The organism is Bacteroides sp. D22, from assembly GCF_000163675.1.
Lineage (GTDB): Bacteria > Bacteroidota > Bacteroidia > Bacteroidales > Bacteroidaceae > Bacteroides > Bacteroides xylanisolvens.
In genome coordinates, this window is sequence record NZ_GG774804.1 from 135,868 (window position 1) to 155,995 (window position 20,128).

10 protein-coding genes are annotated in these 20,128 nt (G+C 42.0%); 1 reads left to right on the forward strand and 9 read right to left on the reverse strand.

What is annotated here, in order from left to right:
- The first annotated feature begins 6 nt into the window (after window positions 1-6).
- Window positions 7-1,392 (forward strand): glycoside hydrolase family 43 protein, encoded by a 1,386-nt coding sequence (locus tag HMPREF0106_RS13960; protein ID WP_004309639.1) that lies wholly within the window; start codon window positions 7-9, stop codon window positions 1,390-1,392.
- Between the two features lie 21 nt (window positions 1,393-1,413).
- Here the strand turns inward: HMPREF0106_RS13960 and HMPREF0106_RS13955 are convergent, their stop codons facing one another.
- The 9 genes from HMPREF0106_RS13955 to HMPREF0106_RS13915 all read right to left on the reverse strand — a co-directional run bounded on the left by HMPREF0106_RS13955 (window position 1,414) and on the right by HMPREF0106_RS13915 (window position 20,094).
- Window positions 1,414-5,433 (reverse strand): two-component regulator propeller domain-containing protein, encoded by a 4,020-nt coding sequence (locus HMPREF0106_RS13955; protein ID WP_032851280.1) that lies wholly within the window; start codon window positions 5,431-5,433, stop codon window positions 1,414-1,416.
- A gap of 158 nt (window positions 5,434-5,591) precedes the next feature.
- Window positions 5,592-8,030, reverse strand: coding sequence for a glycosyl hydrolase family 95 catalytic domain-containing protein (locus HMPREF0106_RS13950; RefSeq protein ID WP_009039790.1), 2,439 nt, complete (start codon window positions 8,028-8,030; stop codon window positions 5,592-5,594).
- Between the two features lie 710 nt (window positions 8,031-8,740).
- Window positions 8,741-11,278, reverse strand: a complete 2,538-nt coding sequence (locus tag HMPREF0106_RS13945; protein ID WP_032851293.1) for a glycosyl hydrolase 115 family protein — start codon at window positions 11,276-11,278, stop codon at window positions 8,741-8,743.
- Between the two features lie 507 nt (window positions 11,279-11,785).
- Complete coding sequence (murQ, locus tag HMPREF0106_RS13940) at window positions 11,786-12,601, reverse strand: N-acetylmuramic acid 6-phosphate etherase (RefSeq protein ID WP_008642957.1); 816 nt, start codon at window positions 12,599-12,601, stop codon at window positions 11,786-11,788.
- Window positions 12,602-12,641: 40 nt separating this feature from the next.
- Window positions 12,642-13,478 (reverse strand): ATPase, encoded by an 837-nt coding sequence (locus HMPREF0106_RS13935; RefSeq protein ID WP_009039792.1) that lies wholly within the window; start codon window positions 13,476-13,478, stop codon window positions 12,642-12,644.
- A 13-nt stretch (window positions 13,479-13,491) separates the two neighbouring features.
- Window positions 13,492-14,775 carry an MFS transporter gene (locus tag HMPREF0106_RS13930; RefSeq protein WP_009039793.1) on the reverse strand — a complete coding sequence of 428 codons (1,284 nt, stop codon included), beginning with the start codon at window positions 14,773-14,775 and terminating at the stop codon, window positions 13,492-13,494.
- A 14-nt stretch (window positions 14,776-14,789) separates the two neighbouring features.
- On the reverse strand, window positions 14,790-16,139 hold the full coding sequence (locus tag HMPREF0106_RS13925; protein WP_009039794.1) for a SpoIID/LytB domain-containing protein: 1,350 nt from the start codon (window positions 16,137-16,139) through the stop codon (window positions 14,790-14,792).
- Complete coding sequence (locus HMPREF0106_RS13920) at window positions 16,136-18,601, reverse strand: DUF4922 domain-containing protein (protein WP_009039795.1); 2,466 nt, start codon at window positions 18,599-18,601, stop codon at window positions 16,136-16,138. The genes HMPREF0106_RS13925 and HMPREF0106_RS13920 overlap by 4 nt, the downstream gene beginning before the upstream one ends.
- Window positions 18,601-20,094 (reverse strand): sodium:solute symporter, encoded by a 1,494-nt coding sequence (locus HMPREF0106_RS13915; RefSeq protein WP_009039796.1) that lies wholly within the window; start codon window positions 20,092-20,094, stop codon window positions 18,601-18,603. The genes HMPREF0106_RS13920 and HMPREF0106_RS13915 overlap by 1 nt, the downstream gene beginning before the upstream one ends.
- Window positions 20,095-20,128 lie beyond the last annotated feature (34 nt).

Sequence of the window (20,128 nt, forward strand, 5' to 3'; positions counted from 1 at the left end):
AATGATATGAATCTGAAAGCAAAACTTGTGGCGGCATTATTGCTGCTTGGAGGTGCTCTACCCCATGAGGCAGGAGCGCAAAATCCGTTTGTGCAAACCTGTTATACGTCAGACCCTGCTCCTATGGTGCATGATGGCACATTGTATGTGTATACGGGACACGATGAAGACAAAGCGGATTTTTTCTGGATGCAGGAATGGCGCGTGTATTCTACCAAAGATATGGTGAACTGGACCGATCACGGCTCTCCTCTTGCCATCGAATCATTCGACTGGGCGGACGACCGTGCCTGGGCAGCACAGTGCATCGAACGTAATGGTAAGTTTTATTGGTATGTCTGCCTGCATTCCAAACTTTCCAATACGATGGCAATCGGTGTGGCGGTAGGCGATTCGCCTGTCGGTCCTTTTAAAGATGCCATCGGCAAACCGCTTCATGACGGAAGCTGGGACTATATTGATCCTACGGTCTTCATTGATGATGACGGTCGTGCTTATCTGTATTGGGGAAATCCGAATATCTATTATGCAGAATTGAATGAAGATATGATTTCTTTGAAAGGTGGAGTGGGCAAACTGGAACAGACTGTTGAGAGTTTTGGTGCACCTAATCCGGAAAAGCGTGTCAAAGGTGTTAAGTATAAAGATACTTATACAGAAGGTCCATGGCTTCATAAACGGGAAGGAAAATACTATCTTCTTTATGCTGCTGGAGGTGTCCCCGAACATATTGCCTATTCCATGAGTGGCGGACCTCTTGGTCCGTGGAAGTATATGGGAGAAATCATGCCTTTACAAGATACGGGCTCGTTTACTAACCATTGTGGAGTGATAGACTATAAAGGCAATTCTTATTTCTTCTATCATACGGGTAAGCTGCCGGGCGGTGGAGGTTTCGGGCGAAGTGCGGCGGTGGAGCAGTTTAAGTATAACGCTGACGGCACTTTCCCGATTATTAATGCTACCCGGGAAGGGGTGTCACCGGTAGGTACGCTCAATCCTTACGAAAGGGTGGAAGCTGAAACAATCGCTTTTTCTGAAGGTGTGAAGTCCGAACCAAATGTGAAAACCGGTATATATATATCTGAAATTCATAATGGAGATTATATAAAGGTACGTGAAGTGGATTTCGGCAATAAATCTCCCAAACGGTTCACTGCTACCGTTGCCAGTGCCCTTCGTGGCGGGACGCTTGAAGTACGTACAGACAGCATAAGCGGACCATTAATTGCGGAACTGACTATTCCTTCAACGGGTGGTTGGGAATGCTGGAAAACATTGCAGACTGATATTGTAAAACCGGTCACAGGAATACAAGATATTTATTTTGTATTCAAAGGACGTAAAGGCTGCAAACTGTTTAATTTTGATTGGTACAAGTTTAACAGATAAACATGCTAGAGAGCAGTTGGGTTACTCTTCTTTTTTACTCAACTGCTCTTTCATATACATTGAAGGCGGCATTCCATACAATTCTTTGAATGTTGTCGAGAAATTATTAGGATCAGTGAATCCTGTTAACATGGCTATCTCGGATATGGTATGCTGTTTTTCGGACAATAGACGAGCGGCTTCTTTTAAACGTATATTACGTATAAAGTCACGGGTTGTCTGGTTGGTGAGCTCTTTGAGTTTCCTGTGAAGATGTACGCGGCTGATACCTACCTCGGTGGTGATTGTCTCTATTGTCAAGTTAGGGTTACCGATGTTTTCATTGATCACTTTCATAATACGTTCCATCAATTTCTCATCGGGTGATTTCACTTCCAGTTTCTGAACCTTGTTCTCCAGATTTTGCTGGCCTGTAAATACTTTGCGTAACTGCTGCCGTGTATTAATCAGATTTTCTACCGTCTTTTGCAGAATTTCGATATTGAATGGCTTCATGATATAGGCGTCGGCTCCTGTATTCAGACCTTCAAGGTTGTCTTCTTCCCTCGTTTTCGCGGTAAGCAAAATGACTGGGATATGGTTGAGGTTTACATTCTGCTTGATCTTCCGGCATAAGGTGAATCCGTCCATTTCGGGCATCATGATGTCACTAATGACTAAATCCGGAGTCTTTTTAAATATTTGCTCTAATGCTTCTTTACCATTACGGCTTTCCATGATATGAAATTTGTCCCCAAACTCCTTCGCTATATAATTTCGGATTTCTTCATCGTCTTCTACAATTAATACGTGATATTTAGTTTTTACCCTGACTTTCTTTTCTTCCTCATTTTCTATAATGGGAGAGATGACAGGAACAGTTGGTACGGCTACTGTTACCTTTTGCTCATTGTTGTCAACTTCTTCAGGTCGTAGATGCTTGTTACCCAACGGTAATCGGATAATAAAACGGCAACCCGGTTGTTCTTTATTATTTTCTACATAGATAATTCCATGATGTAATTCCACTAATGAACGAGTCAGATGTAAGCCTATTCCTGTTCCGCCTTTCGGATTCTGTTGGCTGTTACGGATCTGATAGAAACGTTCGAAGATATGTTCTTTTTCCTGTTCATCGATGCCTGTTCCGGTATCCGCGATAATTATTTCGGCATATTGTTTCAAGGGATCGGGCAGTGTATTATCTTCTCCCGTACGGATGGTAATATCTATGTTTCCTTTTTCAGGAGTAAACTTGAAGGCATTAGACAGAATATTCAGGATAATCTTATCAAAATTACCTGTGTCTATCCATACATTCAGTTCCCGGAGCGTACTGTGAAGTTGTAGCCGGATATTTTTTGTATTTGCCTGTTGACCGAAAGTTGTACATAAATCCTCAATAAAAGGAATAATATTGGTCTCCCGGAACATCAGGAACATTTGTCCTTTATCAATTTTCCGAATATCCATTAGTTGATTGACAAGATTCAGAATACGTTCCGCATTTCTGTAGATAATATGATATATTTTCAGGCGTTCATTGTTCTCCTCATTCTTAATCAGTTTCTGTAGAGGGCTGATGATTAGAGACATCGGAGTGCGTATCTCATGAGAGATGTTGATAAAGAACTGCAATTTTGCTTCATTGATTTGTTCGGTATGGATATGTTGCAGCATTTCCTGATGCATTCTGTACCGATGTCTGATCTGAAGAATAATGATAAATATAATGGTCAGTAATAATAAGGAGTAGATAACTTTGGCCCACCATGAAGCATACCATGCAGGAGATATAAAGATGGTAATTTCTTTTATATTTGAATACACAGTGTTGTCTTTTGCTCTGATTTTAAAGTTATAGGTACCGGGTTTCAGATTGCTGAATGAGATACGGTTTACACCTTTGGGCAAACTAATCCATTTTTCATCGTTGATAGAATAAAGGTAGTTGATGTGTTCGGGGGCATTTAATTCCAGAGTGGCAAACTCGATACTGAACACATTGTCTTTATGGGATAGATAAAACTCTTTAGCGTTGAATACAGGGCAGTTGATAATATTGTGAATACCGGATTTCATTCCTTTTCTAACCGGATTGTTATGCAGGAAAAAGTCGGTAATCCGGATATTCCATGTTTTTGCCGGATTGATAATGTCTTGCGGATTGAAATAGGTGATACCATTCATTCCGCCAAACCAGATAATACCTTGTTTATCTTTGAAGGAGGCATTCTTGTAGAACTCATTTCCCTGTAATCCGTCGCTGACATAATAATTGATAAATTTGTCGTTTTTCTTTTGGAATTGGGAAATTCCGGCATTGGTGCTTATCCAAAGAAAATCTTTTCCGTCTCCTTGTATGGCATATATTGTATTACTGGGCAATCCGTCTGCAGTCGTATAAGTGGTTAGTTCTTTCGTTTTTTTATTCCAACCGGATAATCCTTCGGAACTGCCCAACCAGACAACTCCGTCGGCATCTTCAAAGATTGAATAAATAACATTTTGTGAGAGTATCTTATGACTTTGAAAATCAGGACTGTCAAGGTCTATACAGTTGACGCCGTCATAAGTTCCGACATACAGCTTATTATCATCGGAATAGTGGAGGCAACCTATCCATTCGTTGATTAGAGATGTCTGAGATTGTACGGATGTAAATTCTTTCGTTTTCAGGTCATAGTAGAACAAACCGAATCCCATTGTCGCAATCCAAAGACGCTTGTTTTTATCTTCTGCGAAATCATATACACGTTGTATATAGTTGTTGTTCTTATCTACCAGTTTGTACTGGTAATCACATAATCCTGTCTGTTTGTTCAGCTTTCCCATACCGTTGATAAAGGAACCAATCCACATATTGTGTTCGGAGTCTTCATACAATTTAATAACAGTTGAGGGTACTGAATGAGGATGGGTGGTGTGTGAGAAATGTTTTGCCGGCTCCAATTTTTCTGTAAGGGCATAAATACCGTCGTTATCCGTTCCCACCCATAGAGTCCCGTTATTATCTTTGCAGAACGAAGTAATGCAACAGGATCCTATGCAATTTTTATCTGTTGATTTATGTCCGATATACTTAAAGCTGTTGGTGCGGGCTGGGATTAATATAACTCCTTTCTGATAAACAGCTAACCATAAGTTACCCGAATTGTCCTTTAGGATGGAGTGTATTTTCGAGTTCCCCGAATCGAAATAATTATTGTCAAACTTGTATTCGGAGATTTCGTGTGTTCGGATATTATAAATGGCTACTCCTTTTCCGTCAGTGCCGATATACAATTCATTGGGTATACCGGAATAAAGGAAGCAAACAGGAAGTTCTCCTTTCTCTTTCAAATCGACCGGAACAAAGGTTTTACGTTCTTTATCGTAAATGAATAGTCCTTTTCGTATACTTCCTACATAAATGTTGCCTCGTTGATCCTCACATATACTTTTGACGTATCCGTTGTCTTTAGACAAGTGTAACGTAAGCTGATTGTCGGGAGTGAGTTGATATACTCCTTCTTCCCCTTTTGCCATCCATACATTTTGTTTTTTATCTTCAAACAGGCTTCCGGGTGAAGTGACTGCAATATCGACTTTCCGGACAGTCAACAGATGGTCTTTGATGTCCAGCTTGCACAACACATTCCCGGATACCCATATCTCTCCGTTTTTTCGCTCGATGAAAGAATTGATGTTGCTTTCAAGCGTTTCTCCGGTATCTTCCAATTTGGCAAGTGGAGTAAAATTGTCCGTGGCCGGATCATACATTTGAATTCCTATATATGTGCCGATAAGCAAATGACCTTTGCTGTCTTCAAAAACAGTACGAACAAAATTGTGGGCTAACGAATGTTCGTTATTGGGCTCATGTTTGTATATGGTAAATTTAGCACCGTCATAACGGTTCAGACCATCTTCTGTTGCAATCCAAATGAAGCCGTTCCGGTCTTGATATATTTGATTAATCAGACTACTGGAGAGTTCTTTGTCAGTAGTGAATAACTTAGGAGATTGTCCGTTGCATAACAAAGAAAACAATAATAATAGAAAAGTGAATACATTTTTCATAGTTATAGATCGTTGTTTGTTGTACAAAGAAAACTAAAAACCTAAATATAACCTAATAAAAAATGAATATTTTCATTAGGCTTCGGGGGTACAATCGGATGTTGTAACATCGTTTGTAAATAATGTAACATGAGAAAAGATTTATCCCTTCTTCTGTATTATTGTTTTCCTTCGATTGTATTTACAATATAGGTTTTACCCGCCTTTGTTTCGATGTCGTATTCATAAACCTTCTGCAGTTTGGGAGATTGCGCACTTACCCCTTTGGCTACAAGAGGTCGTTTGATAGGAGTGGTGGCGAATAATCTATTTGAGCACTCTTTCCCGTTTACTTGTTTTAAGCCTTTCCCTTTCAGTGGGACATAAGACCGGATGCGGAGCGTACCGCCTATATTCGATCGGATGATCGCTTTATTTAACATATTGTTTTTCCAGTCTATATCAACAGTAAAGTTTCCACGTGCCACCAGCCCCTTCACACTTCCTTCTTCCCATGCATCAGGCAATGCTGGCAATAAATGCACGGCACCGTCATGACTTTGGAGCAACATTTCCGCTACTCCGGCTGTATAACCGAAATTACCGTCAATCTGGAAAGGCGGATGGGCATCCAGCATATTGGGATAGGTACGCCCGTTCGGATATTCTTTAGCCAAGTGATCGCTGGGCAATAGTTGAATCATATTTTTGATGATTTGGAAGGCATGGTTTCCATCCAGCATACGTGCCCAGAAATTGACTTTCCAGCCGATACTCCAACCGGTAGCCTTATCACCGCGTTGCAGTAATGTGTTTCTTGCTGCCTGGAATAACTCGGGATTCGAGTATGGAGAAATTTGATTACTCGGATATAGCCCGTACAAATGTGAAATATGACGGTGCTCGTCCTTGGGATTGTCAATATCTTCAAGCCATTCTTGTAGTTGGTTATGTTTTCCTATTTGCATAGGTGGCAATTTCTCTAGTGTTTGTTTGAGGGAGTCTTGGAAAGAAGGGGCTTCACCTGCGATGTATGAAGCCAATAAGGTATTATGCAGTGCATCAAAGGCAATCTGGTTATCCATGGTGCAACCTGCCGTGATAGGACCGTGTTCCGGTGACACAGAAGGAGACACTACCAACCATTTATACACTGGATGTTCTACCAGAAAATCCATGTAGAACTGCGCTGTTCCTTTCAGAATGGGATAGTACTCTTTCAGGAACTCTTTATTTCCTGTAAAGAGGTAATGTTGCCAGATATGTTGAGCTAACCAGGCACCGCCACTAGGCCACATGCCGGCTGCAGCAAAGTCTACAACTCCGCAAATTCGCCATAAATCAGTATTATGATGCGCCATCCATCCCCTACAATCATACATGGTTCGGGCTGTTTCTGCTCCTGTGACGGATAAATCTTTCAACATAGAGAATAGCGGACTATGTGTTTCACTTAAATTAGTGACTTCTGCCGGCCAATAGTTCATTTCTGTATTAATGTTGATGGTGTATTTACTATCCCAAGGTGCATGAGTACTGTTGTTCCATATACCTTGCAGATTAGCCGACTGTCCACCCGGTTGCGAAGAAGAAATCAGTAAATAACGTCCATAATGGAAAAGTAGAGCTGCCATTGCCATATCTTCCCCATTTCCGAAGTTTTCAATTCGTTTGGGAGTCTCCAGTTGGGAAGCTTTGCCTGCTGCCGGTAATGTAAGGCGTACACGATCAAATTGTTTTTTATAATAAGCGATATGGCTTTTGAGAGCTTTTTCGTAAGGTATTTGCATTGCTTTTTTCAGATATTCGCTGGTCCGGTGGGATTCATCGGCGCTGACATCCTGGTAGTTTACGTAGTTGGTTGCTGCCGATATATAAAGGGTTGCTTCTGTTCCTTCATTTATTTGGAGCGTATTTCCTGCCGGGCGGAGAGTGCCATTCGTTTTTACTTGGATTTGACATTCTGCCCGTAGTGCAGCTTTCAAACCTTCCTGCTCTTTCCCTTGACAGGTGACGGTCAGCTGATCATTCTGAACATTCACCTTATGTACTAGAGGGCAGTTATATGCAATAGTAAAGTTCAGTGCGTTTGCTTTACTTGCTTTGATATGCATAATAATGACATTATCAGTAAATGAAGCAAAAGTGGTGCGGGTATAAGTGACGTCATCCACTTGATAACGGGTAGTTGTCGTTGCATTCTCCAGATTCAGATCGCGGTAAAAGCCGGATGCGTTTTGGTGTTCCGGAAATTCCAGGTAAAGACTACCTAATGTCAGATAGCTCATTCCGTGTTGCTGGGTTAAGAAGTTGGCGTCAATGAGTCTTTGCGCTTCCTTGTTTCTCCCTTCAAAAATCAGTTTGCGTACAACCGGTAGAACATGTATGGCATTCGGGTTATTATTATTGTATGGAGAACCTGCCCAAAATGTTTCTTCATTGAGTTGTAATTCTTCGCGTTCGATTCCGCCATATATCATGGCTCCAAGACGGGAGTTGCCAATAGGGAGAGCTTCCGACCAATTTTGTGCAGGTTGACTATACCACAGTTTCAGGTCCTGTCCTGAAACAAGGTTGCTTATTAATAGGAATAATACAAAAAAAGTGTTTCTGTTCATATTGTATGGATTTGTAGCAAAGGTAGCTCATTTCCCAATACAAAAGGCAAAAAACTGTTTCTGAAATCTACCTTGGAAGTAACTTCTTTCCATATTTGTGTTACTAATATATATGGTGTATGTTCCACAGGGTAAAATAATAACTGCTGGTTTCTTTTTGATTTATTATCAGCCTTGCCCTCTTGTCAAGTAGCTTGTTTGCAAGCTGATTAAGTAGGGAGGTATAAGAAGGGAAGCTGGTATAGTTGCGTTGGGATACCGGTATTGTTCTATGAAAGTACCGGTATCATTAATTTCCCACGGCCGTGACAAGATCTTCCCACGGCCGTGGTAGGAACTCGTCACGGCTGTGGGAAGAAGCTACCACGGCCGTGAAGAATTAAGTATACCGGTATCCTGATCGAACAATAGTTATTGAATGATATAAGTATGCCGGTTGTATGACGGATGTTTAATGGATGCTTTTCTTGAAAAGTAAGTAAAGCTGGAAGGATAGGAGATATGGGAGAGCAAAATCATAAAATAATAGGCTGACAATAAAACTTATAAAATGCTATTGTCAGCCTATTGTCTGGGCTTATTGTCAGCGCCTAATGTGCTGGAAATCATTCGTCTAATGAATAGGAATGACGGCTGACAATAAGAACTGCAAAATTTATATGTAAATAGAATCAGTGTGTAGTAATTGACTTGTCTCTACATTGATCTTTTTATCTATTATCTCTCTTGCTTTTCGATTCATTCATAAACAGATAAGATTTCTTATAGCCTCCGTAGTCTACAACCAACTTTTCCAGCACGATGCCCGGATCAAGAGGTTTGAAAATTAGTGTCTGCATGCCGTCTGATGTATTCGGCACATTCAGTTTGACCTTTTTCTCGACGATACGTCTTGCAACTGTCGGATAGTATATGCTGTATACATTTTCAGGAAGCTCATTTAAGTTATGATTGAAATTGATAGTCTGTTCCTTCGCTCCTTCGAATCCGATACTGTACTCATGTCCTTTCCGGTCGTGGAAAGCAAGAGTCGATTTCACTATCACGTGAACAGTCACTTTGTCGACTCCTTTGGGCAACTTTATTTTGTAGGAGATAGAAGCTCCGTTGGTCGGTTGGGTATAAGGCATCAGAGCCATGCCGCTGAGGGTACGCCCCATATAGGGGATCACTGTCCATTCCGTACTTGGTGCTGCTTTAGTGCTGTAATAGTGTTCGGCTTCTATGGCTATATATCCGTCTTGTCCGGTGAATACGTATTCACCGACAGCCTTTTCCGGATTTTCGATTCGGTAGGTTTGTGGTAGTGTATCAGCGGGGAAATTATCATTCCATGAGGTATAACCGATATGTTTCTGAATCATCATGTTCTTCCATTTGCCGCCGGACATAACGTTGTTATAATCGTCACTCAACGCTTTATCCCGTGCAAAAGCCTGTTCCACTTTATCTGCCCATTCGTTAGCTTGCGGATTGTTTTCTTTGTACAATTTATGGTTCATGGCTTGTGCATAATACATCTCGTACAGGTTTGCCATGGCTTGAACAGGGAAGAGGATTAATTGCTTGTAGGCATCTTTATATTCTGGTTTCAATGATATGTATTGTCTCAAAGCTTCCGCTTCCAGTTTCAGATATTCATCAGATACTTGTTTCCATTCGCCGGTCTCCAGGTTATAAGTATTCCGGTCGAGCATTTCTCCCGTTACGCGACCGTTATATTTGCTGTACAGGTTTAAGATTCGCATAGCTTCATCCGCTTGATCTTCGCCAAACTGCTGTGCGCAGAAACGACGGGGATGATCCAGCAAGTTGGAGACGTTGAATTGCTTGGGATTCCATGCCATATCCATGAAGAGCGTGATCGGATATTCCATTGGTTTCAAATCGCCTACATTCAGTATCCACAGCTTTTCTACTCCGTAATCGTATGTGAGTTGAAGTTGCTCCCACATATTTTGTATAGGGGTTACGTTCAGCCATTTGGAGTTTCTCGGAGCACCTACGTAGTCTACATGGTAATACATGCCCCAACCGCCCGGATGCTTACGTTCCTTGGCATTTGGCAGGCGGCATACATTTCCCCAGTTGTCATCACACAATAGCATGATAACGTCATCGGGTACACGCATACCTTTATCATAGTAATCCAGTACTTCTTTGTATAGTGCCCAGACTTGCGGGGTTGCTTTGGCAGGTCGTTTAGTCACCTTTTCAATGATTCTGCGTTGGTTCTTTACTATGTCTTCCAGCAGTTTCACGTTGGTGTTTTCGCTCATGGCTGCGTCACCGTCTCCGCGCATACCGATGGTTACGATATCTTCTGTGCCCTGCATCCGTTCGATACCTTCACGGAAAAACTGATCGATCACTTTTTTGTTAGTTGTATAATCCCATGCACCATATTCTTTGCGCTTGCGTGACCACTCCTGATGGTTGCGTGCCATTGGTTCGTGGTGGGATGTACCGATGATGATTCCCATTTCATCAGCAGTCTTACTATTCTCCGGGTCGTCTGCATAGAAAGCCCAGCTCCACATGGCAGGCCAAAGGAAATTACCTTTTAGGCGTAGTATCAATTCGCAAACTTGTGTATAAAAACGGTGGTCACCATAGTTTGTGCCGTAGGTCTGTTTTACCCAACCGGTCAGACAGGGCGCTTCATCATTGAGGAAGATGCCGCGGTAGGTCACCGCAGGTTCTCCGTCTGTATACTGTCCCGGCTTTACATATACATTCTGTTGTTTTCGGATAGGGACGTCTGCCCACCAATACCAGGGAGATACCCCTATTTGTTCGGAAAGTTCATAGATACCATAGATCGTACCGCGTCTGTCGCTGCCGATGATAACCACTGCTTCATCTACTCCTTCACAGGGATTGGTGACAACTTGCAGGATATATTTCTCATTTTTCCCTTCCAGCTCCTTTTTATCTATTTTGTTTGCAGCTATCAGTTTTTTTACAAAAGGAGTACTATAGGTACCTACAATGACACAGTGTTTCGAACTTACGTTTGTTAAGAATTCAGGCTTCGTTCCGCATACTTGCAGTATATCTTGTTGAAGATTGCCGACAGCTATCATTACCCCTTTGTCTTCGGAAGAATCTACATATATCGGACAAGGAACTCCGTTGGCAATCAACGGAAAATGATTACCGGCCGGTGTGAATATTACAAATTGTTCAGCGGCAAATGCCACTATACTCACAACAGAGAGGTAGAAGAATAGAAATAATCTTTTCATGGTTTCAATATTTAATAATTTGTTGTTAATCATTGATCTTACGTTTCACTGTAACCGGATATTCTATTTTGCAGATAATTGGTAATTGAAAAGTATATAACAGCAGGCTCAAAATGATGTAAATATCCTTCTTCATAAATACTATATTTAATGAAATTATCTTCTTTGTGTCTTAAATCCCAAAAATGGTTTATTTTTGTCTGTACTGTGACACGATGCAAAGATAGTTGGTATTGATAAGAACGGGCTTTGGGTATGTTTCAATTATTTATACTGTTGATACCAATTTACTTTTTCTTGAAGTTTTTGCTTCGGAGATAAAATGAAGAAGTGTGAACAAACCGGTTTGTTCAATAAATGTTTTTGATTTTGTTTCAAAATCTTTTTGTATTGTATCTATGAGGCTGTCGGATGAATAATAATGGTTAATGTGTCATATTCCGTATTAATAAGATTGGTATGTGATGCGTATAATATAAGTTGGTTAAACAAGAGTAAGTAGAGATTTTAATGATCTTGAGAATATCGGTAAGCGTCAATTGCATTCTTAACCGAACCGTGTAACAGTAACAATTTTTGTGCATGGTCATGATTTAATCCTAGTTCCTCCATAATCATCCTGGTGCCTCTTTCTACCAGTTTATGATTACTAAGCTGCATGTTTACCATCTTATTTCCTTTCACCCGTCCTAGTTGAATCATGACGGAGGTGCTAATCATATTCAGAATCATTTTCTGTCCGGTGCCCGATTTCATCCGGGAACTGCCTGTCACATATTCCGGCCCTACAATCATTTCGATGGCGACATCTGCCTCTGCCGCCATTGGAGAATCGGGATTACTGGTGATACAACCTGTCAGGACACCGTGTTTACGGGCTTCCCGCAAAGCACCGATTACGTACGGGGTAGTGCCGGAAGCGGCAATGCCGATAACGGTGTCTTTTTCGTTGATCTGGTGTTCGACGAGTTCTTCCCAACCTCGATTTTCATCATCTTCGGCTCCTTCTACCGGATTGCGCAAGGCTGTATCGCCTCCTGCAATCAGTCCGATAATCCAGTTGGGAGACATACCGAAAGTAGGAGGAATTTCGGAAGCATCCAATACTCCCAGGCGACCGCTTGTGCCGGCCCCCATATAAAAGATGCGTCCGCCTTGTTTCATGCGGGGCACAATCTGATTGACAAGCTCTTCAATTTGTGGAATAGCCTTTTGTACGGCTAACGCTACTTTCTGATCTTCCTGGTTGATATCTTCTAAGATCTCTCGCACAGATTTCTTTTCCAGATGATCGTAAAGTGACGGTTGTTCGGTTATTTGCATTTTTATAATTACTGGTTATAAATTACAATAGGTAAAAGAATTATTGTTGATGGTATTGAATCAGCCCTTCCATCGGACTTTGAAGAATCTTACCGATCTGAATACCTGTTGTTTGCGCAGCCTCCTGCAAAATCTCCTTGTAACAGTGAGCTACGGAACCAATAAAATGTACCGGATATTGCTTATAATCATATTGCATCACGTTTCTGCGGAGAAAAGCGATAAAGCTGTTGAGTACTAGTGAACGGATAGCCGGTTCTTCCAAGTGTTGTGCAAGGAAGGGGGAGAGACTGGCCAGAAAACGGTTCGGGAAAGGCTGGCGATAAACACGGTCGATGATTTCGGGGGCCGTCAGGTCGAACTGTTTTAAGAAAGCTTCTTTGATGGCGGGTGGAAGCTGGTTTTTCAGTACATCGCCTACCAGTAGTTTTCCTAAGACTGCGCCGCTTCCTTCATCTCCCAGGATGAATCCAAGAGGGGAGATGTTGTTGACAATCTCTTCACCGTTGTAGAAACAGGAATTGGAACCTGTGCCGAGGATGCAGGCAATCCCTGCTTCATGTCCGCATAGTCCGCGGGCAGCGGCAAGCATATCCGAGTAGGCTTTGATGTTCCCGATGACGGGCAGGCTGTCGGCAATAGCCCGCCGGAGGACGGGAGCTTTTTCGGGAGTGCATCCTGCACCATAAAAAAAGACGGAGTTGATCGTTCCTTCCGGTAGTTGTGGTAGAAGGGAATGTGTCAGCTCTTGTTGAATTTCTTCTTCTGATTGGAAGAAGGGATTAATTCCCTTCGTTCCCATTCGTTTGATTGGGGTGCCGTTGAAAACGATGCACCAGTCGGTTTTTGTAGAACCACTATCTGCAATGAGTATCATATCTTTGAGCTTTTTATTGTTTCTTTCCGAAAGAATCCTCCAGTCGGTTGCGAATCATTAATGAGGCGACGATACCGGGCAGGGTACAAATACAAACCCAGATAAAGAAGTTTGTGTATCCGAGATGTTCCTGTATCCATCCGGCAGGCATTCCCGGAAGCATCATGCCCAGTGCCATAAATCCGGTTCCGATAGCATAGTGCGCCGTTTTGTGTTCACCTTCTGCTATATAAATCAGATATAGCATATAAGCGGTAAAGCCGAAACCATACCCCAACTGTTCGATCGCTACACAAATGGCTATAAATATAGGATTGTCCGGAGTGGCGGCAGCCATCCATACATATAATAGATCGGGAATGTTGATGGCTAATGCCATGGGTAATATCCATTTCTTGAATCCGTCACGGGAAACGAGGAAACCACTAATGATTCCACCGAGCAATAAAGCTATGACACCTATCGTACCGTAGATCATTCCGACAGTTGCTGTGGATAAACCCAGTCCACCTTTATCGGTCGTGTCGAGCAGGAAAGGAGAAGCTATTTTGGCTAACTGTGATTCTCCCAACCGATAGGTAAGGAGGAAAAAGAACATGAGACCGAGGTTCTTTTTCTGAAAGAATGTGACAAAGGTCAAAAGGAAATCTCCCAACAACTTACCCGGTGTGAGTCCGGGGCGTTTAATGTCCGAATCAGGATGGGGGAGGATAAGTCGATGATAGATAGTAAGAGCCAGAAATAATCCGGCAAGAAGGTAGAATGTAATACTCCATGCCAGGGGAATATTGTTCTGTGATGTTTCCAGCCATCCTGCCAGCATGACTAGAATTCCCTGCCCGAAAATATTGGCAAGCCGATAGAAAGTATTCCGGATACCAACAAAGAAAGATTGTTCCTTATTATTGAGCCCGAGCATATAGAAACCGTCTGCAGCGATGTCATGCGTAGCGGAACTGAACGCCAGCAGCCAGAAAAAAGCAAGAGTCAACTGTACATAATGGGCAGTCGGAATAAAGAAGGCTATCCCCGCAAATCCGGCAGCGATGAAACCTTGCATGGCAATAATCCAGGCACGCTTCGTTTTCACCAGGTCGACGAATGGACTCCATAGCGGTTTGATAGTCCAGGGAAGATAGAGCCAGGAAGTGTATAAGGCTATTTCCGTATTGGATAATCCCAAACGCTTGTACATGATAACAGCAATCGTCATTACCGCTACGTATGGCAGCCCTTCTGCGAAGTAGAGGGTGGGTATCCAGCTCCAGGGATTTCTTTTTATAGTGGGGGTTGTCATGGTATTATTCTTTTTTATTGATATTGTTTCTCGAGCGTACTGCCGGGGTAATAGTGAGACAGTATTTCTTCATATTTGTAACCTTGCTCTCCCATTACGGCAGCACCAATCTGGCAAAGTCCTACTCCATGCCCCCATCCGGCTCCGGTAAGGATGAATCGTGAAGGGATTTTATCCTCTTTATGTCCTTTTTCCTCATATTCCTTGTCTACTACGAAGGCGGAACTATACAGATGAGAAGTAGATAAGGTACGGCGTATTTCCAGTTCTTTCCCGATAATAAGCGTTCGCAAGGTTCCTACAATTTTCAATCGGACAAGACGTCCGGATGTTCCCCGTTCTATAGGAATTAAATCCAGAATTTGTCCGAAGTCAACTCCCGAACGTTGATGAATCAGTGTTGAAAGCTCCTGTTGCGAATAACTGACTTTCCAACGATAGAAGTCTGCTGTTTCCTGATCGTAGTTGTTTAGTACTTGGCTTAGAATTTTCTTATCCTGCGTATTACAAAAAGCAACAGGTGAGGTACGTATCCATTTATCAGCTTCCGCCTCTATGGTCAAATCGGGAAGTTGTTTTTCAGTCTTGCTATCCCGTTGTCTGATTAGATAAGGATGCTTTACGTTTTCCCAACAATTTTGGAACTCTTCAAAAGCTCCGCCACAACATTTAGAGAAACGGGCATCACAAATCGCTCCTTTATACATCAGCACTTCCCCCCGCGTGGCGGAGACTGCTTCGATGGCTTGTGGTGTTGAGGCTCGTGTAATTCCCTGATAACGCTGGCAATGATCATCGGCACATACATCGAAATTTCTATGTGCTTCATGGTCATACCATTTTATAAATTGAGAGTTGAGAATGGAGAGTTGAGAGTGGGCTGCGCTGTCCGGCTGCAGAGTAACTCTCAACTCTCCATTCTCAACTCTCAACTTATTAAGTAACCAGCTTCGGGAGATGACGGCGTGAGCCTTTAGTAGTTCTAAAGAAGCTGTTGCGCTCATTTCGGATGAAATTACACTGGTAAGATATTCTTCAATGGAAATCACATTGATGGCGGTTAGTTGTTCTCCTTCGATGATAATCTTTAATTCCCCTTTGAATTTCTGGACTTCTTTGCGTTCCCAATGGAAGTTGATTCCGATGGTCACATCTTTCAGTTCAAAGAAAGCATGTGCATTTTGTGGAGGAATGAAGGATAATTCGTCGTACTCTTTCCCTTGCCAATGAATCTTCCCATCCTGATAAATAACTTTCTGTGTTCCGGAAATTTTCGTTCCGACAGAAGAACTAAATTTCACCGGGAAAGAGAATTCAATCTCTTTCCCGGAAAGGATACCGACTGTTATTTGAGGTTGAGTCATAATACAGCTTTAATACGTTCTAGTATTTTTTGCAGTTTTTCTTTGGATATAGATATTTCCCGATAGATATCATATACCTTTTCAGGAGTCAGTTTCTCCATATCCTCTTCACGTACTATAGGGAATATGCCGTTCATTTCAGCTATAGCAGGACTGATGAGAATTTGTTCGTCTCCTTTTGCGTAATAGCAGTCGGGACGATGTTTGCTGCGTAAGAAGATAATACAATTGTAAGGGTGTTCGGCCACTGATTCAAATTCTTCTTCGTAGCGCTCTCTAAAATCCTCTTTGGTGCGTTCCAAACCATACCAGGCAAGAATATTCATCATTGGTTCTTTTCCGTTGTTATTGGCAGCTAAAATGTCGTAAATCAGATGAAAGGTTTTCGACATTGTTTCCTTATTTTTCGCCTGAATCCTGATGAAACTGTACGGGAAATCTTCATAACTAATTCGCACCTTGTCGTTATCTATTAAATCTATGTGATCGTAATATGATCCCTGCATACTTTCCTCTTTACTGCAAGCTTGAAAATGGGCATGATCGGGAGCGGAAGCTCCACATTCCGGTCCATTATACAAAAGGAAGTATTCTCTCATTATGTCGGTGAATTCTATCATATCTTTAAAACGCCCGGCTATGGATTGCGACTTGTGTTCCTTATCTACAATTGTAAAGTGGTGTTTAAATATGGGATAGGGATTAACCAGTATCTGATAATTCCTATAACTGATGAATTCTTGTTCCTGCGGTCGGTTTGTTTGGCAGAGGAAGCAAGGCCGTGAGTGAATGGAGGCAGTATCTGTCTGTGCGGTAGTCGAAAGAATACGTTTCGGATTAAGGAATAGGTTCGCATCTAAATATTGCTTACCAAACCATTTGGATATTTCTTTTGTTCGTGACCGATACTGTTCCAATGCCTGGTAATTCTCTTTGGCTAGTTCCCAAGAAAGAGTTTGCTTTTGGAATAACTGTTCGATTCTTTGCTGAATTTTCTCTAATGTCGTTTCTTGTTGCAGGATGCGCTGTTCCAATTCCCACGTACGAAGTCGGTCTTTATATAGATTATTCTGGTTGATTTTCTCAACAGGCAGTGCAGCATCCGAGTTGCCTTCCCAACGGCGGCAAAGGTAAATCACGTCGTATATTCTGCCTATCTGATAATCGTGTGAAATTTTCAATCCAAGGGCATAATCTTCTCCATAGCTTGTGTTCGGGACTTTGATTTCCCGAAGAATGGGCGTGTAGAATGCACGGGGAGCTCCTAGACCGTTGATACGTAATGCATTATTTCGTCCGTTGTCGGGCGTCCATTCCTTATGATCGATGATGCCGGGGGCAATTTCCTGCATATCAAAGTTAGTCATCATATAAGTGCCGATTACCATTGCACATTTCTGTTTATAGAAAGTATCAATGATGATTTGCAGGCTATGTTCGTCTTTATACACGTCATCGCTATCAAGTTGGACGGCAAACTTTCCGCATTTCTCGTGATGGATACCTATGTTCCAACATCCGCCTATACCGAGGTCATCTCTTTCGGGAATGACGTGAATCAGCCGCTTGTCCGAACTAAGTTCATGGAGAACTTCACTGGTCCCGTCTGTTGAATGATTGTCGATGACAATGACATTGAACGGAAAGGTCGTTTGCTGGTTCAGTGCCGAGCGTACGGCATCTTTGACTGTGCGAATACGGTTGCGTACGGGTATAATGACAGAAGCTTCATATTCAAAAGTGTGAGAAGAAAAGTCTACGGGACGGAAGATAGGATAAAGATATCCGCCAATTTCCTTCAAATGGTTGGTGCATGCCTGTTCCATTTCAATCTGTACCTGACGGTTTTTAGGGTCTACATAATCGAACTGCTTCTCACCGCTTTTCCGCTTGTCACTTTCTACTTCGGTATATAGATATTCGTTGATGTGTACCAGTTTGCTCTTTTGGGATATTTTGAGTCTCAAATCATACAAGCCTGCATATTGATATTCCTCTTCCGTATTTTCTATAACTTCCTTGAATGCGTTGGCATTGAACAGTAAAACCGAGCCGAAATTGAAGTCGTCACGCAGGCTACCGGGTTGGTAATCAATGACCGGAGCTGTTTTTTGCACACCGTCTATCTGTTGGTAATGGTCTGCATATACCATGCCAGCTTGGGTCATTTCCATTACTTGAACCATTCTTTCAAGAGCGAACATGCCTATTTTTAGTGCAGTGTGTTTGGTATAGAGCAAGGTATATGTTTTATCAGAATGTTCTGCAATAGCTCGCATTGCTTGTGTAGACTGCATTTTTTCTACAGAGATGAGTTCGCATCCGGGAATACAGACATTGGTAATTGGCGATGCCAATAAATAAATTTTGTCTACCAGCGTCGATGCACGTAACTCCTTAACTGTTTGCACAGTTTCTTCCAACCGGCTGAAAGGAAGAAAACAGTTGATTGTTGTTTTCATTATTTTACTTTTTGTTTTGTAGTATGAGTTGTGTAAGATGTTTCTTTGTCTTGTCTTTTGATGAACAAACAGAGTCCAAGGAATGTGAACAGGGCATTGATTATCAACAACTCGTAACTAATTTGGTAACCGTTGAGCCATGCTTCCGAATTTCTTTGAAGGATATAGCAAAGAATAGGAGAAGCGATAGCTACCAACGGAATATATTTATCATAAACTTGTTTCTTGGTGAAGATGCCGAAAGCGAACAGTCCTAAGATAGGGCCATACGTATAACTGGCCAATGTGTAAATCGCATCAATCACACTCGTGTTGTTCAGCAGATTGAATACGAAAATGACTGCTCCCATCACAACTGCCATACCGATATGTACATGTTTGCGTATTTGGCTAAGTGCCGCCTCTCCTTTTTTCTGTGCATGTAAAATATCTACAGTAAAGGAAGTGGTCAGTGCCGTCAAGGCAGAACCCGCTGCAGAATAGGCGGAGGCTATCAGTCCGATAATGAATAATATTCCGACTATGCCGGGAAAATAATTTCCGGTAGCAATCATCGGAAACAACTCGTCGCTTTTTTCCGGATTCCCAATGCCTTGCTGTGCTGTAAACGTATATAACAGTACTCCCAGCATCAGAAAAAGCAGAATGACAAAGAACTGTGAGATTCCACTGGTAATCATATTCTTCTGTGAATCCCGGAAATTCTTGCAGCTAAGATTGCGTTGCATCATATCCTGGTCGAGTCCGTTCATAGCAATGACAGTGAACACTCCTGCTAGGAATTGCTTGAAGAAATAGCGTTTGTCATTAACATCGTCGAAGAAGAATGTTTTGGAGAAGTCACTATCTGATATGGTAGTAATCAGGCCGCTAAAGTTGAGGTGCAAGTTGGAGGCTATATAATAGATACATAGTATCACAGAGACTACCAGGCAGAATGTTTTCAATACATCCGTCCATATCAATGATTTCACTCCGCCCCGGAAAGTATAGAGCCATACTATAAATACGGTAAGTATGACATTCAACAGGAAAGGAAGATGGAAAGGCTCGAAGATCAGCAGTTGCAGCGTCAGGCATACCAGAAATAGTCGAACGGCAGCTCCCAGCATCTTTGAGATAAAGAAGAACCATGCTCCTGTTTTATAGGATGAAGCTCCGAATCTGTTCTCCAAATATTCATAGATAGAAACCAGATTCATCCGATAGAACAGTGGAACAAGCACAAAGGCGATAATAAACTGTCCGACTATAAAGCCGAGTACCATTTGCAGATAAGAGAAACTGCTAGCTTGTACCATGCCCGGAACAGATACAAAAGTAACTCCCGAAATGGTGGAACCAATCATGGCAAAGGCAACAACATACCATGCCGATTTACGGTTTCCTACGAAGAACCCTTCATTGTCAGCTTTGCGTCCTGCTATATAAGAGATAGTGAACAGGATTATAAAGTATGCCACAATAGTGATAGATATAACGGCTGGACTCATATCTGCTATTTAAATTCGTTTGAGGATGAATGAT